21 protein-coding genes are annotated in these 23,991 nt (G+C 64.6%); 8 read left to right on the top strand and 13 right to left on the bottom strand.

Translation table 11 applies throughout. The features are described from left to right. The first annotated feature begins 5 nt into the window (after nucleotides 1-5). Nucleotides 6-2,654: a DNA mismatch repair protein MutS gene (gene mutS / locus NKJ12_RS09940; protein ID WP_352702553.1), complete on the top strand. Its 2,649-nt coding sequence runs from the start codon at nucleotides 6-8 to the stop codon at nucleotides 2,652-2,654. Between the two features lie 84 nt (nucleotides 2,655-2,738). Here the strand turns inward: mutS and NKJ12_RS09935 are convergent, their stop codons facing one another. The 3 genes from NKJ12_RS09935 to NKJ12_RS09925 form a co-directional block, all read right to left on the bottom strand. Continuing rightward, complete coding sequence (locus NKJ12_RS09935) at nucleotides 2,739-3,584, bottom strand: aldo/keto reductase (RefSeq protein ID WP_352702433.1); 846 nt, start codon at nucleotides 3,582-3,584, stop codon at nucleotides 2,739-2,741. Nucleotides 3,585-3,693: 109 nt separating this feature from the next. Continuing rightward, nucleotides 3,694-4,080, bottom strand: a complete 387-nt coding sequence (copM, locus tag NKJ12_RS09930) for a CopM family metallochaperone (RefSeq protein WP_352455040.1) — start codon at nucleotides 4,078-4,080, stop codon at nucleotides 3,694-3,696. Nucleotides 4,081-4,120: 40 nt separating this feature from the next. Continuing rightward, complete coding sequence (locus NKJ12_RS09925) at nucleotides 4,121-6,625, bottom strand: heavy metal translocating P-type ATPase (RefSeq protein WP_352702431.1); 2,505 nt, start codon at nucleotides 6,623-6,625, stop codon at nucleotides 4,121-4,123. A 228-nt stretch (nucleotides 6,626-6,853) separates the two neighbouring features. Here NKJ12_RS09925 and NKJ12_RS09920 point away from each other — a divergent pair, with 228 nt between their 5' ends. The 5 genes from NKJ12_RS09920 to NKJ12_RS09900 all read left to right on the top strand — a co-directional run bounded on the left by NKJ12_RS09920 (nucleotide 6,854) and on the right by NKJ12_RS09900 (nucleotide 14,177). Next, complete coding sequence (locus tag NKJ12_RS09920; RefSeq protein ID WP_352702429.1) at nucleotides 6,854-9,652, top strand: [protein-PII] uridylyltransferase; 2,799 nt, start codon at nucleotides 6,854-6,856, stop codon at nucleotides 9,650-9,652. Nucleotides 9,653-9,698: 46 nt separating this feature from the next. Next, nucleotides 9,699-11,297, top strand: coding sequence for a murein biosynthesis integral membrane protein MurJ (murJ, locus tag NKJ12_RS09915; protein WP_352702427.1), 1,599 nt, complete (start codon nucleotides 9,699-9,701; stop codon nucleotides 11,295-11,297). Nucleotides 11,298-11,577: 280 nt separating this feature from the next. Beyond that, entirely contained in the window at nucleotides 11,578-12,654 is a 1,077-nt protein-coding gene (trpS, locus tag NKJ12_RS09910; protein WP_352476057.1) for a tryptophan--tRNA ligase, read from the top strand. A 183-nt stretch (nucleotides 12,655-12,837) separates the two neighbouring features. Further along, the gene (locus tag NKJ12_RS09905; protein WP_023717912.1) at nucleotides 12,838-13,329 is read left to right on the top strand and encodes a universal stress protein; all 492 of its coding nucleotides are present in this window, start codon (nucleotides 12,838-12,840) and stop codon (nucleotides 13,327-13,329) included. Nucleotides 13,330-13,607: 278 nt separating this feature from the next. Then, a complete protein-coding gene (locus tag NKJ12_RS09900) occupies nucleotides 13,608-14,177 on the top strand; it encodes a NifU family protein (protein ID WP_023676386.1) in 570 nt (189 codons plus the stop codon). A gap of 110 nt (nucleotides 14,178-14,287) precedes the next feature. Here NKJ12_RS09900 and NKJ12_RS09895 read toward each other — a convergent pair whose 3' ends face one another. From NKJ12_RS09895 to NKJ12_RS09880, 4 genes are all read right to left on the bottom strand, one after another. Beyond that, on the bottom strand, nucleotides 14,288-14,905 hold the full coding sequence (locus NKJ12_RS09895) for a L,D-transpeptidase (protein ID WP_352448678.1): 618 nt from the start codon (nucleotides 14,903-14,905) through the stop codon (nucleotides 14,288-14,290). Nucleotides 14,906-15,243: 338 nt separating this feature from the next. Continuing rightward, complete coding sequence (locus tag NKJ12_RS09890; RefSeq protein WP_352467528.1) at nucleotides 15,244-15,369, bottom strand: hypothetical protein; 126 nt, start codon at nucleotides 15,367-15,369, stop codon at nucleotides 15,244-15,246. Further along, on the bottom strand, nucleotides 15,370-15,498 hold the full coding sequence (locus NKJ12_RS09885) for a hypothetical protein (protein ID WP_352702424.1): 129 nt from the start codon (nucleotides 15,496-15,498) through the stop codon (nucleotides 15,370-15,372). Nucleotides 15,499-15,655: 157 nt separating this feature from the next. Beyond that, nucleotides 15,656-15,982 (bottom strand): GYD domain-containing protein, encoded by a 327-nt coding sequence (locus NKJ12_RS09880; protein ID WP_352476054.1) that lies wholly within the window; start codon nucleotides 15,980-15,982, stop codon nucleotides 15,656-15,658. Between the two features lie 152 nt (nucleotides 15,983-16,134). On the opposite strand from NKJ12_RS09880, the gene NKJ12_RS09875 reads away from it, so the two are divergent. Together NKJ12_RS09875 and NKJ12_RS09870 are read left to right on the top strand one after the other, a co-directional pair. Next, nucleotides 16,135-16,434: a DUF1330 domain-containing protein gene (locus NKJ12_RS09875; RefSeq protein ID WP_352476053.1), complete on the top strand. Its 300-nt coding sequence runs from the start codon at nucleotides 16,135-16,137 to the stop codon at nucleotides 16,432-16,434. 77 nt (nucleotides 16,435-16,511) lie between these two features. Beyond that, on the top strand, nucleotides 16,512-17,012 hold the full coding sequence (locus NKJ12_RS09870; RefSeq protein WP_352702552.1) for an MmcB family DNA repair protein: 501 nt from the start codon (nucleotides 16,512-16,514) through the stop codon (nucleotides 17,010-17,012). A gap of 241 nt (nucleotides 17,013-17,253) precedes the next feature. On the opposite strand, the gene NKJ12_RS09865 is transcribed toward NKJ12_RS09870, so the two are convergent. The 6 genes from NKJ12_RS09865 to fdhF all read right to left on the bottom strand — a co-directional run bounded on the left by NKJ12_RS09865 (nucleotide 17,254) and on the right by fdhF (nucleotide 23,985). Then, complete coding sequence (locus tag NKJ12_RS09865) at nucleotides 17,254-17,616, bottom strand: nuclear transport factor 2 family protein (RefSeq protein WP_352702422.1); 363 nt, start codon at nucleotides 17,614-17,616, stop codon at nucleotides 17,254-17,256. Nucleotides 17,617-17,699: 83 nt separating this feature from the next. After that, the gene (locus NKJ12_RS09860) at nucleotides 17,700-18,173 is read right to left on the bottom strand and encodes a carboxymuconolactone decarboxylase family protein (RefSeq protein ID WP_352448517.1); all 474 of its coding nucleotides are present in this window, start codon (nucleotides 18,171-18,173) and stop codon (nucleotides 17,700-17,702) included. Between the two features lie 111 nt (nucleotides 18,174-18,284). Next, complete coding sequence (locus tag NKJ12_RS09855) at nucleotides 18,285-19,838, bottom strand: alpha/beta fold hydrolase (protein ID WP_352702420.1); 1,554 nt, start codon at nucleotides 19,836-19,838, stop codon at nucleotides 18,285-18,287. A 105-nt stretch (nucleotides 19,839-19,943) separates the two neighbouring features. Next, a complete protein-coding gene (locus NKJ12_RS09850; RefSeq protein WP_352488059.1) occupies nucleotides 19,944-20,249 on the bottom strand; it encodes a formate dehydrogenase subunit delta in 306 nt (101 codons plus the stop codon). Then, nucleotides 20,239-21,069 carry a formate dehydrogenase accessory sulfurtransferase FdhD gene (gene fdhD / locus NKJ12_RS09845; protein WP_352702418.1) on the bottom strand — a complete coding sequence of 277 codons (831 nt, stop codon included), beginning with the start codon at nucleotides 21,067-21,069 and terminating at the stop codon, nucleotides 20,239-20,241. Before fdhD ends, NKJ12_RS09850 begins: the two co-directional genes overlap by 11 nt. Nucleotides 21,070-21,072: 3 nt before the next feature. Then, nucleotides 21,073-23,985, bottom strand: coding sequence for a formate dehydrogenase subunit alpha (gene fdhF / locus NKJ12_RS09840; protein WP_352702416.1), 2,913 nt, complete (start codon nucleotides 23,983-23,985; stop codon nucleotides 21,073-21,075). Between the last annotated feature and the right edge of the window lie 6 nt (nucleotides 23,986-23,991).

The raw sequence follows: 23,991 nt of genomic DNA, 5'->3' as shown, positions 1-23,991 counted from the left end.
CGCCGATGATGGAGCAGTATATCGAGATCAAGGCGGCGAACCCGGATTCGCTGCTGTTCTACCGCATGGGCGATTTCTACGAGCTGTTCTTCGACGACGCCGAGAAAGCAAGCCGGGCGCTCGGTATCGTGCTGACCAAGCGCGGCAAGCACCAGGGGCTCGACATCCCGATGTGCGGCGTGCCGGTGCATGCCGCCGACGATTATCTGCAGAAGCTGATCGGACAGGGGTTCCGCGTCGCCGTCTGCGAGCAGATCGAGGATCCGGCGGAGGCCAAGAAGCGCGGCGGCAAATCGGTGGTGCGCCGCGACGTGGTGCGGCTGGTAACGCCCGGCACCATCACCGAAGACAAATTGCTGGCGCCGTCGGAATCGAGTTTTCTGATGGCGCTGGGACGGGTCAAGGGCGGGGCCGAGCATTCCTTTGCCTTGGCCTGGATCGAGATCTCGACCGGTGTCTTCCGCGTCGCCGAGACCACCGCCGACCGGCTGCTCGCCGATGTCTTCCGCGTCGACCCGCGCGAGCTGATCGTCGCCGAGCCGGTGTTTTACGACCCGGAGCTGAAACCGGTCTTCGACGTGCTCGGCCGCGTCGCCAGCCCGCAGCCGCCGTCGCTGTTCGATTCGGCTTCGGCCGTCGGCCGCATCGCCCGCTTCTTCGAGGTGGCGACCCCTGACAGTTTCGGCTCGTTTTCGCGCGCCGAGCTGTCGGCGATCTCAGGCGTCATCGCCTATGTCGAAAAGACGCAGAAAGCCGAGCGGCCGCCGCTGTCGCGGCCGGAGCGCGAGGAGCAGGGCTCGACGCTGTTCATCGACCCGGCGACGCGCGCCAACCTGGAACTGCTGCGCACGCTGTCCGGCAGTCGCGACGGATCGCTGTTCAAGGCGATCGACCGCACGGTGACCGGCGGCGGTGCAAGGCTGCTCGCCGACCGGCTGATGGCGCCGCTGACCGATCCGGCGGCAATCGCTGCAAGGCTGGACTCGGTGTCGTTCTTCCGCTCCGAGACGCGCCTTTGCCAGGCGGTGCGGGCAAGCCTGAAGAGCGTTGCCGACATGCCGCGCGCGCTGTCCAGGCTGGCGCTCAACCGCGGCGGCCCGCGCGACCTCGGCGCGCTGCGCGCCGGTTTCGAAGCGGCCGGCGCCATCGCCGAACTGTTCGGCCAAATCGCCTTGCCGGGCGAACTGGCCGCGGCATTGGGAGCTATCAAGGCGCTGCCCAATGAACTGGCGGCGCATCTGGCGCAGGCGCTGAGCGACGAGCTGCCGTTGCTCAAGCGTGACGGCGGCTTCGTCCGCGGCGGCTACCACGCCGAACTCGACGAGATGCGGGCGTTGCGCGACGAGTCGCGAAAAGTGATCGCCGGGCTGGAGCGCTCGCTGATCGACGAGACCGGCATCCGCTCGCTGAAGATCAGGCACAACAATGTGCTGGGCTATTATATCGAAGTCACCGCCAATCATCATGCGCTGATGACCGGCAGCGACGGCGCCAGGGCGCGCTTCATCCATCGCCAGACCATGGCCAACGCCATGCGCTTCACCACCACCGAACTCGCCGAACTGGAAACCAAGATCGCCAACGCCGCCGACCGGGCGCTGGCGATCGAGCTTGCCGCTTTCGAGGCGCTGACGGCGCAAGTGGTCAGCCACGCCGACAGGATCCGTGCCGGCGCCGAAGCGCTCGCCGTGCTCGACGTTTCAGCCGCACTTGCCTTGCTTTCCGAGAGCGAGGCCTGGTGCCGGCCACTGGTCGATGCGAGCCTTGCCTTCGAGATTTCGGGCGGACGCCACCCGGTGGTCGAACAGGCGCTGCGGCGTTCCGGCGAAGGCCCGTTCGTCGCCAATGATTGCGATCTGTCGCCGCAAGGCGATGCCAAGACCGGCGCGATCTGGCTGCTGACCGGCCCCAATATGGGCGGCAAGTCGACCTTTCTCAGGCAAAACGCGCTGATTGCCATCCTTGCCCAGACCGGCTCCTTCGTGCCCGCGGCATCAGCCCATATCGGCGTCGTCGATCGGTTGTTTTCGCGGGTCGGCGCCTCCGACGACCTGGCGCGCGGCCGCTCGACTTTCATGGTCGAGATGGTCGAGACGGCGGCGATCCTCAACCAGGCAGGCGAGCGCGCACTGGTCATCCTCGACGAGATCGGCCGCGGCACCGCCACTTTCGACGGCCTGTCGATTGCCTGGGCGGCGGTCGAATATCTGCACGAGAAGAACCGCTGCCGGGCGATCTTCGCCACGCATTTCCACGAAATGACGGCGCTGGCCAGGAAACTTACACGGCTCCACAACGTCACCATGCGGGTCAAGGAATGGGAAGGCGACGTGGTCTTCCTGCACGAGGTCGGCAAGGGTGCGGCCGACCGTTCCTACGGCGTCCAGGTAGCGCGGCTGGCCGGCCTGCCGGAAGCCGTCGTCGGCCGGGCCAAGGAAGTGCTGCACCAGCTCGAAGCGGGCGAGGTCTCGGGCAAGGCCAACCGTCTGGTCGACGACCTGCCGCTGTTTTCGGTGGCGGCGCAGCGGGTAGCGTCGAAGCCGGCGAAGAGTGATGGGCTGGGTTTGGCGCTAGCGGAGATCAATCCCGACGAGATGACGCCAAGGGAGGCGCTGGAGGCGCTGTACAGATTGAAGGGGATGCTGGCGAAGTAGGGCTTCTGCAATCGGAGCGGCGTCGCCGAAACCGCCAATCTCCCCCACGAGGGACCCACGAGGGGGAGATTGGCAGCTTCACCCTCAAATCATCGCCAAGCCCGACTTCCGCCTCGGCGGTGGGAAGGCGCGGTCAATTTCGGCGAAATCTTCGCTCGTGAGCTCGATGTCCAACGCCGCGGCATTCTGCCGGATATGCTCCGGGCGGCTGGCCTTCGGAATGGCGATCACGCCCTCCTGCGCCATCACCCATGCAAGTGCGATCTGCGCCGGCGTCGCACCGTGGCGGGCGGCGATGGCATCTAACCTGGCGTTGCGCGCCAATACCCCCTGATCGACCGGCGAATAGGCCATCAGCGGCATGCCACATTGCCGGCTCCACGGGGCGAGGTTGAACTCGACCCCGCGCTGCGACAGATTGTAGAGCACCTGGTTGGTCTGGACGTTGCCGCCGGCCGGCAACCGAACCAGCTCTTCCATCTCATCGGTATCGAAATTGCTGACGCCCCAATGGCGGATCTTGCCGGCCGCCTTCAACGCTTCGAACGCCTCTACCGTTTCCATCAAAGGAACGCTGCCCGGCCAATGCAGGAGATAGAGATCGATGCGGTCGGTGGCGAGATGCCTCAGGCTGTTCTCGCAGGCCCGTTTCACGCCGGCGCGCGAGGCATTGGACGGCAGCACTTTGGAGACCAGGAAAACCTCGTCGCGGTGCCCGGCGATGGCCTCCGCCACCACCTGCTCGGCACCGCCGCTGGCATACATTTCGGCGGTGTCGATCAGCGTCATGCCGAGATCCAGCCCGAGCTTCAGGGCATTGGCCTCGTCGGCGCGGCGGCGGCCGTCCTCGCCCATCTTCCAGGTGCCCTGGCCGAGCACCGGCACGGCTTCGCCGCAGGGCAGGGTAGTCGTTCTTATCGTCGATGCCATGGCATGCTCCAGTCCGAGGCCCGGGTAGCAACATAGCCGCCAAGGGAAATCCAGGTGAAGCAGAAATCCAGGTGAAGCTTCTCGCCCGGATTCCGCGACAGCGTGACGCCTACTTCACCGGATGGGCGGCGAGCCAGTCCTGCATCTGCTTGATCTCGGCTTGCTGCGCGGCGATCACTGCTTCCGCCAGCTTGCGGATTTCCGGATCCTTGCCATTGGCGAGCTCGATCTTGGCCATATCGATGGCCGCCTGGTGATGCGGGATCATGCCGCGGGCGAAATCGACATCGGCATTGCCGGAATATTCGATTGCCATCATGTCGGTATGCATCTTGTCCATCGCCGCCTTGTAGCCCTCGGTCGAGGGGCTCTGCGCGCCCATTGCGCCCATGTCGTGCTTCATCTCCTCGGCTTGTGCCGGAACGCTTTCGAGGAAAACAGCAAGCAGCATTCCCGCCGCCATCATCAGCAGCACGATCTTCTTGGCCAAGGTCATTCATCGTCTCCTTTGAACAGGGTCTATCTGGAAGTTTTACTCAGAGTTTCAACGTCCTGAGCCGCAATGCGTTGGCGATGACCGAAACCGAAGACAGGCTCATCGCCGCCGCCGCGAGCATCGGCGACAACAGCGTGCCGGTGAGCGGATAGAGCACGCCGGCAGCGACCGGCACGCCAAGCACATTGTAGAGGAAAGCGAAAAACAGGTTCTGGCGGATGTTGCGGATCGTCGCGCGGGCCAGCGTCCTGGCCCTGACGATGCCGTTGAGATCGCCCTTGACCAGCGTTATTCCTGCACTTTCGACCGCAACATCGGCGCCTGTGCCCATCGCGATGCCGACATCGGCGGCGGCAAGTGCGGGCGCATCGTTGACGCCATCGCCGGCCATGGCGACGCCGGCGCCGTTTGCACGCAATTCCTCGACCAGCGCGTTCTTCTCTTCGGGCAAAAGTCCGGCACGCACCGCGTCGATGCCGAGCTTGGCTGCGATGGCCTTGGCGGTGCGCTCATTGTCGCCGGTCGCCATGACGATCTTCAGCCCGCTGTCATGCAGCGCCTTGATCGCCTCGGCGGTGGTCGCCTTGATCGGGTCGGCAACGGCGACGAGGCCGGCGAGCTTGCCTGCGACAGCGACGAACATCGCGGTCTTGCCGTCGGCCTGCAGCGCCTCGGCGCTGGCCAGGACCGACGCCGTGTCGATGCCGAGATCGGCCATCATCGCGGCATTGCCGAGCGCGACCTTCTGCCCCGAAACCGTGCCGGAAACGCCCTTGCCGGTGACGGCCTCGAAACCGCCGGCATCGGGAATATTCACGCCGCGTTCGCGGGCGCCTTCGACGATCGCCTCGGCCAGCGGATGCTCCGAGCCTTTTTCGAGACCGGCGGCGAGCGCCAGCAGCTCGTCCTGCGCCATGCCTTCGACGGCAACGACATCGGTCAGTCGCGGCCGGCCTTCGGTCAGCGTTCCGGTCTTGTCGACGATCAGCGTATCGACCGAGGCAAAGCGCTCGAGCGCCGCCGCTTCCTTGATCAGCACGCCGGCATGCGCGCCGCGCCCGGTGGCGGTCATGATCGACATTGGCGTGGCAAGGCCGAGCGCACACGGACAGGCGATGATCAGCACCGAGACCGCCGAGACGATGGCAAAGACCAGGCTGGGTTCCGGTCCGACGATCGCCCAGGCGACGAACGCTATGATCGCGACCAGCACGACGGCCGGGACGAAGTAGAACGAGACGCGGTCGGCCAACCCCTGGATCGGCGCGCGTGAACGCTGAGCCTTGGCGACAAGCTCGACGATCCGCGCCAGCGTCGTCTCGGCGCCGATCTTTTCGGCGCGCATGATCAGCGAGCCGTTCTTGTTGAGCGTGCCGCCGGTGAGGTTGTCGCCGTCGGTCTTTTCGACCGGCAGCGGCTCGCCTGTGATCATCGATTCATCGATGGAAGAGCGTCCTTCGAGCACAATGCCGTCGACCGGCACGGCATCGCCTGGGCGGATGCGCAAGCGGTCGCCGGCCTTGACGGTTTCGAGCGGCACGTCGTTTTCGGAACCGTCCGCGCCGATCAGCCGCGCCGTCTTCGGCGCCAGGTCGAGCAGCGCACGGATCGCCGAGCCGGTTTTCTCGCGGGCGCGCAATTCCAGCACCTGGCCAAGGAACACCAGCGCGACGATCACCGCCGCCGCCTCGAAATAGACCGGTACGGTGCCGTCATGGCCGCGGAACTGGTGCGGAAAGAGGCCCGGAAACAGCGTGGCGACGACGCTGTAGAGATAGGCGGCACCGACGCCGAGCGAAATCAGCGTCCACATATTGGGGCTGCGGTTGAGGATCGAATCCCAGCCGCGGTGGAAGAACGGGAATGCCGCCCACAGCACCACCGGGCTGGCCAGCGCCAGCTCCAGCCAGACGTTCGCGCGGTCGTCGATGAAGGCCTGAAACGTCAGGCCGAGCATCGGCGTCATCGCGATGACCAGCAACGGCACGGACAGCACCGCGCTCACCCAAAAGCGCCTGGTGAAGTCGACCAGTTCCGGGTTAGGCCCCTCGTCGCCGGTCGGCACGCCCATCGGTTCCAGCGCCATGCCGCAGATCGGGCAGGAGCCGGGCTTGTCGCGGATGATTTCCGGATGCATCGGGCAGGTGTATTGCGTGCCTTTCGGCATCGCCTGCGGCGCCGGCCTGTCGCCGAGATACTTTGCCGGCTCGGCTTCGAACTTCGCCTGGCAAGCGGCGGAGCAGAAATAGAAGCCCCGGCCCTCGTGCCGCAAAAAGTGCTTGGCCGTGGCGCGATCGACGCTCATGCCGCAGACGGGATCGCTAGCGGTCAGGTATTTTTCCGGCTCGGCGATGAATTTGGAGCGGCAGCTTTCGCTGCAGAAATGATAGCGATGGCCGCCATGCTCGGCGGTCGGCTTGCCGGCAGCCGGATCGACGGTCATGCCGCAGACCGGATCGCGGACGGCGGCGTCCGCAGCAGAGGAGGCGCCTTTTGCCGAGCAGCAGCTGCCATGGGCGTGATGATGGTGATCAGAATGCGTCATGCCGAAAGCCCCTGTATTTCGATGTTGCGGCGGAGGTAGTGCTTCCAGTAACTGGAAGGTCAAGGGCTGATTTCGATTTTTCGTGGCCAGGCCCCAAACTGCACCGGCCGCGGGCATGAGACGATCGTGCCGTTCCACGGCTGCGGAGAACGCGTCCGTCCGCCCCATACCCAGCGCCGCGAAAACGCGCTATAGACGCCGCCGAAACGGCGAGGCCGAACGGCATTTATGGCAAGAATATCCCTGAAGCTCGAGGAACTGATCGACGGCGAAGCCTTGCGCCGCGGGATGACCGAACTGACCGCGGCCACGGCAGGCGACGGCTCCGGCAAGGCGGCGCGCAGCGGCGTCCTCAAGCTTCTCAAAAGCCGGCTCGCCGACGGCCGCACGGTCGCCGAACGCATGCTGATGGACGATGGCAGCGGCACCGCCTGCGCCGCCCGGCTGTCGCATCTGATGGATGAGATCATCAGCGCGCTCTACGATTTCGCCGCCAGCCATGTCTATCGCGTCAAAAACCCGTCATCGGCCGAGCGCATGGCGGTCGTGGCCGTCGGCGGCTATGGCCGCGGCACGCTGGCGCCCGGGTCCGACATCGACCTGCTGTTCCTGCTGCCCTACAAGCAGACGCCCTGGGGCGAGCAGATCGTCGAATACATGCTCTACATGCTGTGGGACCTCGGGCTGAAGGTCGGCCACGCCACCCGCAACATCGACGAGTGCCTCAGGCTGTCGCGCACCGACATCACCATCCGCACCTCGATCCTGGAGGCGCGCTTCCTGTGGGGCGAGCAAAAGCTCTATGACGAGCTTTTGCAGCGCTTCGACCACGAGGTGGTGCGCACCACCGGCCCCGAATATGTCCAGGCCAAGCTCGCCGAACGCGACGAGCGCCACGCCAAGGCCGGCGAGAGCCGTTACCTGGTCGAACCTAACGTCAAGGACGGCAAGGGCGGCCTGCGCGACCTGCAGACGCTGTTCTGGATCGCCAAATATTTCTACCGCGTGCGCACCGGCGAGGAACTGGTCGACAAGGGCGTCTTCACCGACGCCGAATACAGGGAATTCCAGAAGGCCGAGGATTTTCTATGGGCGGTGCGCTGCCACATGCATTTCCTCACCGGCAAGGCCGAGGAGCGGCTGCATTTCGATATCCAGCGCGATATTGCCGAGCGGCTGGGCTACACCACCCATCCCGGCCTGTCGGCGGTCGAGCGATTCATGAAGCACTACTTCCTCGTCGCCAAGGATGTCGGCGACCTGACCCGCATTTTCTGCGCCGCGCTGGAAGAAGAGCAGGCCAAGCATGTGCCGGGCTTCAACCGCATCTTCCTCACCTTTTCGCGCCGCAAGCGCAAGCTCGCCGGCACGGCCGATTTCATCGTCGACAACCACCGCATCAACATTGCCGACGACGAGGTGTTCGAGCGCGATCCGGTTAACCTGCTCAGGCTGTTCTGGTTTGCCGACAAGCATGGCCTGGAATTCCACCCCGATGCGCTGAAGCTTTTGACCCGCTCTCTCGGCCTCGTCGGCAAGGCGCTCAGGCGCGACGAGGAGGCCAACCGGCTGTTCCTCGATGTGTTGACCTCGGACCGCAACGCCGAGCTCAATCTGCGGCGCATGAACGAGGCCGGACTGCTTGCCAAGCTGATCCCGGACTTCGGCAAGATCGTCGCCATGATGCAGTTCTCGATGTACCACCACTACACGGTGGACGAGCACCTCATCCGCTGCATCGGGGTGCTGGCCGAGATCGAGCGCGGCGACGGGGAAAAGATCCATCCACTCGCCCACTCGCTGATGCCGGGGCTGAAGAAGAGCCGCGAGGCGCTCTATGTCGCCGTGCTGCTGCACGACATCGCCAAGGGCAGGCCGGAGGACCATTCGCAAGCCGGCGCCAGGATCGCCCGGCGCATCTGCCCGCATATGGGGCTGTCGCCGGCCGACACCGAAACGGTCGCCTGGCTGGTCGAGAACCACCTCGTCATGTCGATGACGGCGCAGACCCGCGATCTCAACGACCGCAAGACGATCGAAGATTTTGCCGCCATCGTGCAGTCGGTCGAACGGCTGAAGATGCTGCTTGTGCTTACCGTCTGCGATATCCGCGGCGTCGGGCCTGGGGTCTGGAACGGCTGGAAGGGCCAGTTGCTGCGTACGCTCTATTACGAGACCGAGCTTTTGTTGACCGGCGGGTTTTCGGAGGTGTCGCGCGCCAAACGGACGGCGGCGGCGCGCGAACAACTGGCCGAGGCGCTTGCCGACTGGCCGGAAAAGGCCCGCAAGCGTTATGTCGGCCAGCACTACGAGAACTATCTGCTGGCGGTCGATCTTCCCGACCAGCTCCGCCATGCCGAATTCATCCGCGAGGCCGATCACGCCGGCAAGAAGCTCGCCACCATGGTGAAAACCCACCAGTTCGAGGCGGTGACCGAGATCACCGTGCTGGCGCAGGACCATCCGCGCCTGCTCTCGGTGATTGCAGGCGCCTGTGCCGCGGCCGGCGGCAACATCGTCGACGCGCAGATCTTCACCACCTCGGACGGCCGCGCGCTCGACACCATCCTGATCTCGAGGGAGTTCGACCGCGACGAGGACGAGCGCCGCCGCGCCGAGCGCGTCGGCCGGCTGATCGAGGACGTGCTGTCGGGCAAGAGCTGGCTGCCCGAAATGATCGAGAAGCGCACCAAGCCGCGGCGCGGCGCCAAGGTTTTCCGCATCCCGCCGCGCGCCGAGATCCGCAACACGCTGTCGAACCGGTTCTCGGTGATCGAGGTCGAGGGGCTGGACAGGCCGGGCCTTCTGTCGGAGATCACCGGCATGTTGTCGGACCTGTCGCTCGACATCGCCTCGGCCCACATCACCACCTTCGGCGAAAAGGTCATCGACACGTTCTACGTCACCGATCTCACCGGCCAGAAGATCGACAGCCCGTCGCGCACCGCGACCATCCGCAACAGGCTGATCGCGGTGCTCGAGGGCACGGCGTCCGAGCGCGGCAAGACCAAAACGGCCGCCGAGTGACTGTTACCTTCCATTTGCCCCAATCGCACAGGCAGTCTTCAAGCGCATGAGCCTTGTCAAGAAATTCGCCACGGTCGCTTCCGGCACGCTGATGAGCCGCGCCCTCGGTTTCGGCCGCGAGATGCTGATGGCTGCCGCACTCGGCACCGGGCCGATCGCCGACGCCTTCAACGCCGCCTTCCAGTTTCCCAACACCTTTCGCCGGCTGTTCGCCGAAGGCGCCTTCAATGCCGCCTTCGTGCCGCTGTTCGCCAAGGAGATCGAGACACACGGCACCGACGGCGCCAAGCGTTTTTCCGAAGAGGTGTTCGGCGTCTTGTTCACGGCGCTTCTGGCGCTGACCATTGCCATGGAACTGGCGATGCCGCTGATCGTGCGCTACCTGGTGGCGCCGGGCTTTGCCGATACGCCGGGAAAATTCGAAACGACGGTGGCGCTGGCGACCGTCATGTTCCCCTACCTGATCTGCATGTCGCTCGGCGCCATGATGGCCGGCATGCTGAACTCGCTGCGCCGCTACTTCGCCGCCGCGGTGGCACCGGTGTTCCTCAACGTCATCCTTATCGCCGTGCTCGCCTATGCCTGGTACAAGGGTTCGGACGCCCGCACCGTTGGTTTCGGCCTGGCCTGGGGTGTGCTGGCGGCCGGCCTGGTGCAACTGGCGATCGTCTGGGCGGCGGTGCGCCATGCCGGCATCTCGATCGGCTTCCGCCGGCCGAAGATGACGCCGAACGTCAAGCGGCTGCTGATCCTGGCGCTGCCGGCGGCGATCACCGGCGGCATCACCCAGATCAACCAGCTGATCGGCACGGCGATCGCATCGGCGCAGGACAGCGCTGTGTCGTCGCTGGCCTATGCCGACCGCGTTTACCAGCTGCCGTTGGGCGTCGTCGGCGTCGCCGTCGCCATCGTGCTTCTGCCGGAACTGTCGCGGGCGCTGAAATCGGGCAATCTGGTCGAGGCCGCCAATCTGCAGAACCGCTCGGTCGAGTTCACTCTGTTCATGACGTTGCCGGCGGCGGCCGCGCTGCTGGTCATGTCCGAGCCGATCGTGCGGCTGGTCTATGAGCGCGGCGCCTTCGCCGCCAACAATTCGACGCCGACGGTCGCGGCAATCCTGGCGATCTTCGGCCTCGGCCTGCCGGCCTTCGTGCTGATCAAGGCGTTCACCCCAGGTTATTTCGCCCGCGAGGACACGCGCACGCCGATGATTTTTGCCGCCATCTCGGTGGCGGTTAACATTACGACGGCGCTGACGCTGTTTCCGACCATGGGCGCGCCCGGCATTGCCGTTGCCTCCGCTGTCGCCGGCTGGGTCAATGCGGCGATGCTGCTCGCCGTGCTGATCCGGCGCGGCCATTGGGGCCGCGACGTGCCGCTCATGAAACGCATCCCGCGGCTGGTGCTGTCGGCGGCGGTGATGGCCGCGGCGCTCTATTTTGCTGAACGCTGGTTCGCCGCAAGTCTCGGCTCCGGCTCGCCGCTGGTGATCAAGGCGGTAACCCTGCTTGCGCTCATCGCCGGCGGGGCGCTGCTTTACTTCGTCACCGCCTTCGCCACCGGCGGCGCCGATTTCGGCATGATCCGCCGCAATATCGGGCGGAAGGCGTCCCAGCCGGTCAAGGAGCAATCTCCGGATCCGTGAGGGGGAAAATTCATCAGCGCCAATTTGTTCTTGCTTTGTGCCGGCAGCTATGCTACTAATCTCGGTATGGTGCTAATTGGCTCCAACGACCCGCCCACCGAGGCGGGTTTTTATTTCTGGTCGGCGCCATCCCTCAAACAGCCTTCTGTTCGGCCGACGTCAAAGCCTGCGCGCCCTGGCCAACGCCCCTCTTGATCGTCTCCTCGCTCTCGTCCATAAGCGCGCCGTCGCAAGACTTTCGCCGCGCGCGAAACGGCCCTCCACAAGCCAGGGAAACACCATGACCGATCAGCCCGCCTTCAAACCGCTCGTCTTTTCCGGCGTCCAGCCAACCGGCAATCTGCATCTCGGCAATTATCTCGGCGCCATTAAGAAATTCGTCGCCCTGCAGGACACCTCCGACTGCATCTACTGCGTCGTCGACCTGCATTCGCTGACCGCACAGCTCGTCCATGAGGATCTGCAGGACCAGACGCGTTCGATCACCGCGGCGTTTCTCGCCTCCGGCATCGATCCGACCAAGCACATCGTCTTCAACCAGTCGCGGGTGATGCAGCACGCCGAGCTTGCCTGGATCTTCAACTGCGTGGCGCGCATCGGTTGGATGAACCGCATGACGCAGTTCAAGGACAAGGCCGGCAAGGACCGCGAGAACGCCTCGCTCGGCCTGCTCGCCTATCCCTCCCTGATGGCCGCCGACATCCTCGTCTACCGCGCCACCCACGTGCCGGTCGGCGACGACCAGAAGCAGCATCTGGAGCTGACCCGCGACATCGCGCAGAAATTCAACAACGACTTTTCGGACCGCATCGCAGCGCTTGGCGTCGGCGTCGAGATGCAGGTCGGCGAAGAGACGGTGAACGGCTATTTCCCGCTGACCGAGCCGGTCATCGGCGGCCCGGCGGCGCGCATCATGTCGCTGCGCGACGGTTCGAAGAAGATGTCGAAATCCGATCCGTCGGACCTGTCGCGCATCAACCTGACTGACGATGCCGACGCCATCTCGAAGAAGATCCGCAAGGCCAAGACCGACCCGGAGGCTTTGCCCGGCGAACTGGACGGCCTTGCCGGCCGGCCGGAAGCGGAGAACCTCGTCGGCATCTATGCCGGCCTCGCCGAAATATCGAAAGAGGCGGTGCTGCAAGAGTTCGGCGGCCAGCAGTTTTCGGTGTTCAAGCCGGCGCTTGCCGATCTCGCCGTGGAAAAGCTGGCGCCGATCGCCGGTGAGATGCGCCGCATCTCCGGCGACCGCGCCTATGTCGACGCGGTGCTGCGGGATGGCGGCGAGCGTGCCGGCACATTGGCCGAAGCGACCATGAAGACCGTGCGCGACATTATCGGCCTGCTGCAAGGCTGATGCATGTCGCGCAAAGTGTGTAGCGGTTTGCGATAACGACATGCATAAAACAAGAACCTGAAGCGCGTCGCTGGTCGAACGCGACGCGCTTCAAGCCGCACCAATATCGCCACCGCCGCCTGTCGCTTGCGGGCGGGCTGTGGCGGTGGCAGATTGCGACCGAAACCATCGAACAGGGTGAATATGGTCTCCAAACGCCTCAGCCGCGAAGCCGGTCATCGCCGTAAGTTCCTGGCGATCATCGACGACACGCCGGAATGCGAGCGCGCCGTCGCCTATGCCTCGAAGCGGGCGCAAAGCACGGGCGGCGTGCTGGTGCTGCTCTATGTCATCGAGCCGGATGATTTCCAGCACTGGCTGGGCGTCGAGAAGATCATGCGCGAGGAGGCGACCGCCACGGCGCGTGCCGCACTCGACAGCTATGCCAACAAGGTGCGCCAGAAGCTCGGCATCGAGCCGGAACTGGTGGTGCGCGAAGGCAAGCCGACCGAAGAGATTCACAAGCTGATCGAGGAAGACCAGGACATCGCCATCCTGGTGCTGGCGGCAGGCGCCGGCAAGGAGGGGCCGGGGCCGCTGGTCGGCGCGGTCGCCGGCAAGGGCGCCGCCTTTCCGATTCCCGTCACGGTGGTGCCGCAGAACCTGTCGGACGAAGAGATCGACAGCCTCGCCTGAGATGCGCTGATATTCAGGTGAGGCCGGCCTGCAATTGGCGGCTTCCTGCGCTTCCGGTGCTCACGTACCAAAAGTACGCTCCGCTCCGGTTCTCGGAACCCACCATTTTCGGCTCGGCCTGACCTGAATCTCAACACATCTCCAAGCGTTTCAGGGCGCTAGCAAAACATTCCGCCAGCCAGCCGTTCCCCGCGATGCCTTTCGCTTGAATGTCGGGCGGATAAAGCCTAATTAGAACTATTCCAAACTAGTTGCCCGAAATGGGCACGGAGACGGCCATGTTCATCCAGACCGAGTCGACGCCAAACCCGGCGACGCTGAAATTCCTGCCCGGCAAGGAAGTGCTGCAAGAAGGCACCGCCGATTTCCGCGATGCCGATAGCGCCGCGACGGCTTCGCCGCTCGCCGGCCGGCTGTTCGAAATCCCCGGCGTCACCGGCGTCTTCTTCGGCTATGATTTCATCACCGTGACCAAGGACGGCCCCGACTGGCAGCATCTGAAGCCGGCTATCCTCGGCGCCATCATGGAGCATTTCATGTCCGGCGCCCCGGTGATGGCCAAGGCCGGCCCCGCCGCCGAGACCAGCCAGACCGGCGAATTCTACGACAAGGCCGACGAGGAGTTGGTCGTCACCATCAAGGAGCTGCTCGACACGCGGGTGCGCCCAGCGGTGGCCCAGGATGGCGGCGACATCACCTTCCGCGGCTTTGAGAACGGCACCGTGTTCCTGCACATGAAGGGCGCCTGCGCCGGCTGTCCGTCGTCGACGGCGACGCTGAAGCACGGCATCCAGAACCTGCTCCGGCACTTTGTGCCGGAAGTGCAGCACGTCGAACAGGTCTCCTGACGCACCGTTCCATCGTCAACGTCGATAGACAACAAAAAACCGGGCCAAAGTGCCCGGTTTTCTGTTTGCGACGTCTGTGTTGTTGCCTAGACGGTCCGCGTATAAGGGTTTTATATCACAATGACCTTGGCGCCGACCGAGGTGCGGTCGTAGAGGTCGATAATGTCCTGGTTCATCAGCCGGATGCAGCCCGACGACATCGCCTTGCCGATCGAATTCCATTCGGGGCTGCCATGCAGGCGATAACCCATGTCGCCGCCCTTGTTGAACAGGTACATGGCGCGCGCACCGAGCGGGTTCTTCAACCCCGGCTCCATGCCACCGGCAAACTTGGCCAACTCCGGCTGGCGCTTGATCATCTGCGAAGGCGGTGTCCAGGTCGGCCATTCGCGCTTCAGCGCGATATGGGCGGTGCCGTGCCATTCGAAACCCTCACGGCCGACGCCGATGCCGTAGCGCATCGCTTCGCCGTCGCCCATGACGAAATACAGGAACTTGTTCTGCGTATCGACGATAATGGTGCCCGGCTTTTCCCTGGTGTCGTAGTCGACGATCTGCCGGCGGTATTTGAACGGCACCTTTTCGATCGGAACGCGCGGCAGGTGATAGCCGGCATCGGTCACCGCGCCGTAATTGTTGGTGAAGATCTGCGAGCCGATGGTGCTGCAACCGGCGACAGCCGTCGACAGCGCCAGGGCCGCGACGATTGCAAGTGACTTCATGCGCATGAAAAGGTCCGATGCCCCGCCTAATAACAGCGGCTCGAGTCGGCCGCTTTTTTCATCTTCATTCATGCTGGCATTTGCTTTGCTTGCCAAGCGGGCGATGCCTATATCCTTGGGCTTGCATGCTGGTAAACCTGCGACTATGGTATTTCGGCAACAGCCCCCGCAGGATTATGCTGCAAAATCAATGGGGCCAAGAACAAGAACCAGGAGACGAGGACATCACCGTGAATGTCGGTAACGCTGCCCAGCGCTCCGGCCTGCGGCCAAGACCATCCGTTGCTACGAGGAGATCGGCCTGAAACGCGGCCGCTGCGGGGGAAAGCCCAGACGGGTCGAGTTCAATAAAGGACGCCGCGAAGCACGGTCCAAGCCAGAAGCCCGAACGTGCCGATCACCACCAATGCACCAAGGACCGTGCCGATCTTTTCAGGCAGTCCATCGGGGCGACCAGGATCGTCGGCCATTCAACTGTCGATCATGACGTAGGCGGCACCAAACACGGCAACGATGATTGCCCCAAGCACCGCCCATCCTCTAACGGCCGAGCGGATTTCCTCCGGCGTCGCTGATTTCCGGACGTCATCTTCCGTCATCTAATGCTCCTCGTAAAACACCGTAGCCGACATTGAAAGCGCAAGCTGCCGGCGCTGCCAAGAGCCGCAGCGGATTTTGCGCAAAAGTTTAGCGACGGGCGCCGTTCGCGAGCAAGCGTTACCTAGCCTTCCACACTCCGCAAAGCGCGGGCGGCGGTCACGATCCCGGTGGGCGATACCGGATCGACTTGGCTTTCCCAAGGGCTTCCATCGTCTCTTCGACACTTAACAGGACGGTGGTCTCGTATGAGCTGAGCGCGCCTCCCGCACCAATGGCGAGCATGACAGAGGCCATCGACACGTTGTCCGGCGCCTCCCATAGGTTCCAGCCATCGTACTCTCCGAAGGCATACCAGAACCCGTGCAGCTTTCCGCCGACCGACTCGATGTAGGAACGGGCAGCCTCGCGTCTATCCTCGGGATTATCCATCAAGCGCGCCCAGGTTTCGGGCCTGTAGCTGAATCGTGTGAGATACATCGGCATGGTTCGTCTCCTCCCAGAGCTGCCCCCACGAAGACAGTTAAGCGCCCCAATTCGGGAGAACGCGAGTCGTTTCCGAGGCGTAGTACCGCTGGCTTAGTTGCGGGGCCGCTAATAGACCTGTTTCAATTGCCTTCCCAAGGGGAGTAAGGTCAATGGCCGCATATCTCATTGCTGATGTAGATATAACCGACGCCGCCGTTTTCGAGGAATACCGCCGGGATGTGCCGGCAACCGAAGCCCGCTATGGGGGGAGGTACATCGCTCGCGGCGGCGCCACCAAAGTTCTGGAAGGCGATTGGGAACCTCATCGCCTCGTCATTGTCGAATTCCCCGACATGGCTTCCCTCCTGGCATGGTACGACTCTCCGGAATACGGCCGCCTCAAAGCCATCCGCGAACGCTGCGCAAAGACGAGAATTATTGCTCTGGAGGGCTTGATGCCGGTCAGTTAAGGCCGGGCTTGCCAGTCGGATAAATCACCCTGAAAAACCGGGTTCAAACCGTGAACAAAATCTGGCATGGTGCGGCCATGCCGATCATCTCACCGATTCCCCTCAACCCGCTCATCGACGGCCGCCAGTCGGAGCGCGCCATGCTGGTGAGGCGTGGTGTGCAGCGGCTGCTCAAGGACATGGGCGCGCATGTCTTGCCCGAACTGTCGCTGGCCACCGGGCGGCGCGCCGATCTCGTGGCTCTGACCCGCCAGGGCGACATCTGGATCATCGAGATCAAATCCTCGGTCGAGGATTTCAGGGTCGACCGCAAATGGCCGGACTACCGGCTGCATTCCGACCGCTTGTTCTTCGCCACCCATCCCGGCGTACCCCAGGAAATCTTTCCGGAAGAGTGCGGCTTCATTCTCTCCGACGGCTATGGTGCCGAGATTTTGCGCGATGCGCCCGAGCACCGCATGGCGGCGGCAACACGCAAGGCGCTGATGTTGAGGATCGCGCGCGCCGGTGCCGCGCGGCTGCTGGCGGCGGAGCTTGCCGGTGTGTCGGTGCCGGCGCTGGAGGGTGAAAGCGAGTAGGATTTCGCTCGGCGTAATGGAGGGTTGCGCTACCCGGCTGCCGCCACCTGCTCCCGTGCACCGCAGCGGATTCTTGCGAAGAAGACCCCCACCCCTAGCCCCTCCCACAAGGGGGAGGGGAACTTCGCAGCGGCAGCGCCACTTAGCATTAACTTCGACGTCTCCCTCCCCCTTGTGGGGAGGGGCTATGGGTGGGGTACACGGCCTGGCAAATGCCCATCTGGTACCGAACATGGCCGCCTCATTCGTCCCATGCCTGCACGACGGTCTGCCGCGCGATCTGGCCGTTCTTCAGCTCCAGCATCGCCGCGCAGAACACCTTGGTCCCGTCCGGATAGGCACACGCCTGGGTGAAGGCGAGATTGTTGCCGTCGGCGATGGTGGTGTCGACCTTGTGGGTCATCGCGCGGCTGCAGATGTCGTCCCAGAACGTGCTGATTGCCGCGCGCCCGCGGATTTCGCGCGGCTTGCTCGGCGGGTTGTTGCGGTCGATCACCCGCACCAATGCGTCGTCGGCATAGAAGCTCGCCAGCAATTTTCCATCACGGCCCTCGATCGCCTTCTTGATCGCCGCGCCGTCTACCGCCTGTGTCTTGGTCAGCATTTTGTCCTCCATGGGCCCGTCTTGACGATCGGGCGGTTGCTTGATCAGCCGCTGCCCGGCGCTCGCCGCCGGGCAGCGGTTCTTCACTGCGACTTCGCCTTGACGGCCGCGAACACCTCATCGGACTGCTTCTTGAAGGTGGCGAGATCGACCTGGCTGCCGTTGAGCATCGTCGACCAGTGGCGCACGATCGCGGCCATCGCCACCGCCTCCTTGATTTCCTCGTCGCTGGCGCCATTGAGCTTGGCCGCCTGCGTGTGGAAATAGATGCAGTACTGGCAGGGGATCTGCGAGGCGACGGCGAGGCCCATCAATTCCTTGGTCTTGCCGTCGAGAGCGGTGTTCGGGTTGAGCTGCACGCCCTTGATCTCGGCCCAGGCGCCGGCGACAGCGACGTCCGGCAGCGTCTTGAACATGTCCGGCACGGAGCCGAGCGTTGCCTGGATATCCTTGTAGGCGGCCGTCGCCGAGGCGTCCTCGGCCTTGGCAGGAACTATCGCCAGCAGCGCGCCAACGCCTGCCGCCAGCACCAGCGATTTGAGTGTCGACTTCAGCATTTTATTTCTCCCTTCGCAGCGCCTTTCCCGGCGATATCCGCCTGGCCTGCATGGAACGAAGTGATAGCGCTGAGGCATGCCCAGCCGCTTCGCCCGAAAGCGCCATGGCTGCTATGGCCCGTGCGGGCCAGCGTGCCGGGCCGAGAACGCCGCCGCCGCCGCCCGCGACGGCAGGTCCAGCTTGAGCAGAATATTGGCGACGTGGCGCTTGACCGTGTGTTCGCTCAGCCCCAGTTCGGCGGCGATCGCGGCATTGCTCTTGCCGTCGGCAATGAGGTTCACCACCTCGCTTTCGCGCGCCGTCAGTGCGGCCGGCTCGGCAGCCTTGGCCTTCGGCCGAAAGGCCGGCTCCAGATGCTGTTCCGAGGTCGCCTGCACCAACGCCAGCGGCTCATCCAGCTCGTCAAGCGCGATGCGCCCGGCGTCATTGAAATGAAGACCTGAACCGGCGGCGAGGTCGGCGACCAGCCGCGATGCGATTATGTCGCCGCGCCCGGCATGCGCGGCAAGCTGCATCGTCACGCGCGCCGTCAATCCCGTCGGCGGCCCACGCAACTCGACCTCGCCGACATGCACGCCCTGCGCGCTGGCGACGCCGATCTCCTGCGCCGCATCGCGCAGCGCCGCCGCGCAGCGGACGGCCCGCGCCGGGCCGTCGAAGCGCGCCATCATCAGTTCGCCATGCTGGCCGGCCGCGCGGCCGCCATGGCGCCCGACCAGCAGGCGCCAAGTTTCCTGAAAACGCTGGCTGCGCTCGCTCCACAGGCGGTCGCCAAGCCGCGCCGTGTCGTAGATCCGGGTGACCAGAAGTGCTGCCAGCACGCGTTCCACCTCGGCAACGGCGCGCGCTCCGGTCAGGAATTCCTCGATCACATCGGCCACCCGGTCGACATCGCCGGTCCAGATCGGGTGGTCGCGCCCGGGCACCTCGACCAATCGCGAATTCGGGATCTTCCTTGCCAGGAAGCGGCTGGCCTCCGGGTCGACGCGTGCATCGTTTCGGCGGTGGACCAGCAGCGTCGGCGCGCTGATCGCCGCCAGCACGCCGCGCACGTCGATTGCTGCATTCATGCGGGCCAGGGCGATAGCCGCCGTCGGGCTCGCCGACAGCCGCTCGAAGCGCGCCCACCATGTGGCGAAACGCGGATCGTCGACGCGACCGGGCGCGAAATGCGGCAGGGTGGCGCCGGTGCCCCATGCGGTCTCCGCCGTCGCGATGAAGGCCTCGAGGCGTTCCGGCGGCATCACCCATCTGTGGAAATGCGCATAGCCGCCATAAAGCGCCAGCGCCCGCGTCCGCTCCGGGTAGGTGGCGGCGAACAGCATTGCCATCGGCGCGCCTTCCGAAGCGCCGAGCAAGGCGGCGCGGCCGCTGCCGGTCGCATCCATCACGGCGCGCACATCGTCCATGCGGGTTTCGAGGCTGGGCAGGTGGTGGACATCGACGCGGTCGGACAGGCCGGTGCCGCGCTTGTCGAACAGGATCAGCCGTGAGAACGCGGAAAGCCGCTTCAACAGCCGGCTATAGCCCTCGTCTTCCCAGTGCAGGTCGAGATTGGAAATGAAACCCGGCACGAAGACGAGATCGAGCGACCCCTGGCCGACCACCTGATAGGCGATCCGCACGTCGCCACTGAGCGCGTATCGAGTTTCGATCGGCCTCACGAGTTGTCCGCCCGACCCGACGACTTCTTATCGCCGGATCATAGCAGAGCCGCGCAGCTTGCGGCAGATGAAACTTTAGCGCGAGTGAATGTGGGCCCGCGACGCCTACTTCTGTGACGCGGCGGTCTCGGTGTTCGCTCCGCCGACGCTAAAACCTGCGCCCTCCGGCGCGCCCGGCCGCTTGATGTGTGGCGCGGCCGCGACGACAAGCTCGTTGAAACCTTCGCCGCCGCTGTCAAGCATCTCGAACAATTGCCGGCGCATTCTCGGCTCCCAGAACTTGTTGATGTGCTCGGCGACGCCGGCAATGCCTTGCTCGCGCGGCTTGGAGTGGAAAAAGGCGGCGATCTGGTTGGCCATGCGAACCAGCTTTTCGCTGGTGCTCATGAGGTGGCCTTCGTCATGCGACATGCTTGGCAACTCCGGAAACCACGCGGTCAGGATGGGTGAAAATATCGAAATCGTCGCCGCGCACCAGCGCCACCAGCGTCATGCCGGAATCGTTCGCGGTGCGGATGGCAAGTGCCGTCGGCGCCGAGACGGCAATGATGACGGCCGAGCCGATCGCCGCGGTCTTCTGCACCATCTCGACCGAAACGCGCGACGTGACGACGACGGCCCCCGACCTGCCGTCGATACCGGCTTTGGCCAGCGCGCCAGCCAGCTTGTCCAGTGCGTTATGGCGGCCGACATCCTCGCGCGCCATGACGATGCCCTTGCCGGGAAGGTAAAAACCGGCGGCGTGGACGGCACCGGTCTCGGCGTGCAGCGGCTGCAGCTTCGACAAAAGCTTGACCGAGCGGACGATGTCATTGGCCTGAAGTGTAAGTTGCGACGCACCGACCGGGTTTACCGAGCGCATCGCCTCCTCGATCGATTCGATGCCGCACAACCCGCAGCCGACCGGGCCGGCCAGGCGTCTGCGACGCGCTTCGAAGCGGGTGTTGGCCTGGTCCTTCAGCCGGATCTGGATATCGATGCCGGCGCCGTGATCCTCGACTTCGATCGCTTCGATTTCGTCCGGCGAGGCAATGATGCCTTCGGTCAGCGAGAAGCCGAGCGCGAAATCCTCGAAATCAGCCGGGCTTGCCATCATCACCGCATGCGTGGTGCCGGCAAAGGAGAACGCCACCGGCGTCTCTTCCGGCACCATGCGGTTGGCGGCCGCAGTGCCGCCGGCGCGGCGCGCGAGCCGCGAGATCTGCGCAATGGCTTTGCGGCGCGCGGTCAAGGACTACTCCGCCGCTTCCAACTTCGCGATGCGGCGGCTTTGCTTTGCCTGCTCGTCATAGTCGCGCTGCCATTCCGACGGGCCGTTGGATGCACCCACCTGCACCGCGGTCACCTTGTATTCCGGGCAGTTGGTCGCCCAGTCGGAGAAGTCGGTGGTGATGACGTTAGCCTGGGTGTCTGGATGGTGGAAGGTCGTATAGACGACGCCCGGCGACACCCGCTCGGTGATCAGCGCGCGCAGCGTCGTCTCGCCGGAGCGGCTGGTCAGCCGCACCCAGTCGCCGTCGCGCAGGCCGCGATTTTCGGCATCGTGCGGATGGATCTCCAGCCGGTCCTCGCTATGCCAGACCACATTGTCGGTGCGCCGGGTCTGCGCGCCGACATTGTATTGCGACAGGATGCGGCCGGTGGTCAGCAGCAGCGGGAAGCGCGGTCCGGTCCTTTCGTCGGTCGCGACATATTCGGTGCGGATGAACTTGCCCTTGCCGCGCACGAAGCCGCCGATATGCATGATCGGCGTGCCTTCCGGCGACTTCTCGTTGCAGGGCCACTGCACCGAGCCCACCCGGTCGAGAAGGTCGAGGGAAACGCCGGCGAAACTTGGGGTTGTCTTGGCGATCTCGTCCATGATCTGGGACGGATGCGTGTAGTTCCAGCCGAGGCCGAGCGCCTTGGCGAGCTCCTGCGTCGCTTCCCAGTCGGCATAGCCGCATTTCGGCTCCATTACCTTGCGCACCATGTTGATGCGGCGCTCGGCATTGGTGAAGGTGCCGTCCTTCTCGAGGAACGTCGAGCCGGGCAGGAACACATGCGCGTAGTTGGCCGTCTCGTTGAGGAAGAGGTCGTGCACGACGACGCATTCCATCGCCGCCAGTCCGGCGGCGACATGCTTGGTGTCGGGGTCCGACTGCAGGATGTCCTCGCCCTGCACATACAGTCCCTTGAACGAGCCGTCGACGGCCGCATCCAGCATATTGGGGATGCGCAGGCCGGGCTCGTCGTCGAGCTTGACGCCCCACAGGCTCTCATAGATGGCGCGCACCGCGTCGCCTGAAATGTGGCGATAGCCGGGAAGCTCGTGCGGGAACGAGCCCATGTCGCAGGAGCCCTGCACATTGTTCTGGCCGCGCAGCGGGTTCACGCCGACGCCCGGCCGGCCGATATTGCCGGTCGCCATGGCGAGGTTGGCAATGGCGATGACGGTGGTCGAGCCCTGGCTGTGCTCGGTCACGCCGAGGCCGTAATAGATCGCGCCGTTGCCGCCGCGAGCATAGAGCCGCGCCGCGCCGCGTATGTCGTCGGGATCGACATTTGCAAGCTGGCCGACCACTTCCGGGCTATTTTCCGGCAGCGCCACGAACGATGCCCAGTCCTGGAACTCGTCCCAGTCGCAGCGCTCGCGGATGAAGGCCTCGTCGAACAGGCCCTCGGTGACGATGACATGGGCAAGTGCGGTCAGCATGGCGACGTTGGTGCCCGGCTTCAGCGGCAGATGGAACTGCGCCTCGACGTGGGCCGAGCGCACGATGTCGGTGCGGCGCGGATCGAGCACGATCAGCTTGGCGCCCTCGCGCATGCGCTTCTTCATGCGCGAGGCGAACACCGGATGCGCGTCGGTCGGATTGGCGCCGATCAGCAGGATGACGTCCGTCTGCTCGATCGAATCGAAATCCTGCGTACCGGCGGAGGTGCCGAAGGTCTGGCCGAGGCCATAGCCGGTCGGAGAATGGCAGACACGGGCGCAGGTATCGACATTGTTGTTGCGGAAGCCCTGCCGGACCAGCTTCTGGACGAGGTAGGTCTCCTCGTTGGTGCAGCGCGACGAGGTGATGCCGCCGATCGAGGTGCGGCCGTACTGGTACTGGATGCGGCGGAACTCATTCGCCGTATGGGTGAGCGCCTCTTCCCACGACACTTCGCGCCACGGATCGCTGACCTTTTCGCGGATCATCGGTTTCAGGATCCGGTCCTTGTGCGTCGCATAGCCATAGGCGAAGCGGCCCTTGACGCAGGAGTGGCCGTGGTTGGCCTTGCCTGCCTTGTAGGGCATCATGCGGATGACCTCGTCGCCCTTGACCTCGGCCTTGAACGAGCAGCCGACGCCGCAATAGGCGCAGGTGGTGACGGTCGAGCGCTCGGGCAGGCCTTTCGCCAGCACGGTCTTCTCCCTCAGCGCATCGGTCGGGCAGGCCTGCACGCAGGCCCCGCAAGAGACGCACTCGGAATCGACGAACGCCTCGTGCATGCCGGCCGAGACCCTGGATTCGAAGCCGCGGCCCTCGATGGTCAGCGCGAACGTGCCCTGCACCTCCTCGCAGGCGCGCACGCAGCGCGAGCAGACGATGCATTGCGCCGGATCGTAGGTAAAATAGGGGTTGGATTCATCGCGGGCGATATAGTCGATGGTCAGCGAGCCATGGCCGGGCGCCACGCCGTTTTCTTGCTTGACGTGGTTGCGCCCGTCGACGCCATAGCGGTTCTCGGTCAGGCCGACCGTCCTGACGACCTTGTCGAACTCGCTGGCGCCGGTGCCGGCCTTTTCGCCCCACGCCACCGGGTGGTCAGACACGTAGAGTTCCATCACGCCGCGGCGAATGGCGTTCAGCCGGTCGCTCTGTGTGTGCACGACCATGCCCTCGCCGACCGGCGTCGTGCACGAGGCCGGCGTGCCGCCGCGCCCGTCGATCTCGACGAGGCAGACCCGGCAGGAGCCAAACGAATCCAGCATGTCGGTCGCGCAGAGCTTCGGGATTTCAACGCCCGCTTCCATCGAAGCGCGCATGATCGAGGTGCCCGCCGGCACCGTTACCGACTTGCCGTCGACTGTAAGCGTTACCTGCTGTTCGGCTTCGGAGGCGGGTGTGCCGTAGTCGATTTCCTGGACCAGCGATTTGATGTCGAATGCCGCGTTCATGCCTGT

This window comes from Mesorhizobium sp. M0195 (assembly GCF_040322115.1).
Taxonomy (GTDB): Bacteria; Pseudomonadota; Alphaproteobacteria; order Rhizobiales; family Rhizobiaceae; genus Mesorhizobium.
This window is presented reverse-complemented; position numbering and strand designations above follow the sequence as displayed.

Bases quoted from the DNA above. Each gene is read 5' to 3' on its own strand.
- trpS (WP_352476057.1), top strand. From the start codon at position 11,578: ATGACCGATCAGCCCGCCTTCAAACCGCTCGTCTTTTCCGGCGTCCAG.
- copM (WP_352455040.1), bottom strand. From the start codon at position 4,080: ATGACCTTGGCCAAGAAGATCGTGCTGCTGATGATGGCGGCGGGAATG.
- NKJ12_RS09880 (WP_352476054.1), bottom strand. From the start codon at position 15,982: ATGCCGATGTATCTCACACGATTCAGCTACAGGCCCGAAACCTGGGCG.
- NKJ12_RS09875 (WP_352476053.1), top strand. From the start codon at position 16,135: ATGGCCGCATATCTCATTGCTGATGTAGATATAACCGACGCCGCCGTT.
- NKJ12_RS09905 (WP_023717912.1), top strand. From the start codon at position 12,838: ATGGTCTCCAAACGCCTCAGCCGCGAAGCCGGTCATCGCCGTAAGTTC.
- NKJ12_RS09920 (WP_352702429.1), top strand. From the start codon at position 6,854: ATGGCAAGAATATCCCTGAAGCTCGAGGAACTGATCGACGGCGAAGCC.
- NKJ12_RS09860 (WP_352448517.1), bottom strand. From the start codon at position 18,173: ATGCTGAAGTCGACACTCAAATCGCTGGTGCTGGCGGCAGGCGTTGGC.
- murJ (WP_352702427.1), top strand. From the start codon at position 9,699: ATGAGCCTTGTCAAGAAATTCGCCACGGTCGCTTCCGGCACGCTGATG.
- fdhF (WP_352702416.1), bottom strand. From the start codon at position 23,985: ATGAACGCGGCATTCGACATCAAATCGCTGGTCCAGGAAATCGACTAC.
- NKJ12_RS09925 (WP_352702431.1), bottom strand. From the start codon at position 6,625: ATGACGCATTCTGATCACCATCATCACGCCCATGGCAGCTGCTGCTCG.
- NKJ12_RS09870 (WP_352702552.1), top strand. From the start codon at position 16,512: ATGCCGATCATCTCACCGATTCCCCTCAACCCGCTCATCGACGGCCGC.
- NKJ12_RS09865 (WP_352702422.1), bottom strand. From the start codon at position 17,616: ATGCTGACCAAGACACAGGCGGTAGACGGCGCGGCGATCAAGAAGGCG.
- mutS (WP_352702553.1), top strand. From the start codon at position 6: ATGATGGAGCAGTATATCGAGATCAAGGCGGCGAACCCGGATTCGCTG.
- NKJ12_RS09850 (WP_352488059.1), bottom strand. From the start codon at position 20,249: ATGTCGCATGACGAAGGCCACCTCATGAGCACCAGCGAAAAGCTGGTT.
- NKJ12_RS09900 (WP_023676386.1), top strand. From the start codon at position 13,608: ATGTTCATCCAGACCGAGTCGACGCCAAACCCGGCGACGCTGAAATTC.
- NKJ12_RS09890 (WP_352467528.1), bottom strand. From the start codon at position 15,369: ATGGCCGACGATCCTGGTCGCCCCGATGGACTGCCTGAAAAGATCGGC.
- NKJ12_RS09895 (WP_352448678.1), bottom strand. From the start codon at position 14,905: ATGCGCATGAAGTCACTTGCAATCGTCGCGGCCCTGGCGCTGTCGACG.
- NKJ12_RS09935 (WP_352702433.1), bottom strand. From the start codon at position 3,584: ATGGCATCGACGATAAGAACGACTACCCTGCCCTGCGGCGAAGCCGTG.
- NKJ12_RS09885 (WP_352702424.1), bottom strand. From the start codon at position 15,498: ATGACGGAAGATGACGTCCGGAAATCAGCGACGCCGGAGGAAATCCGC.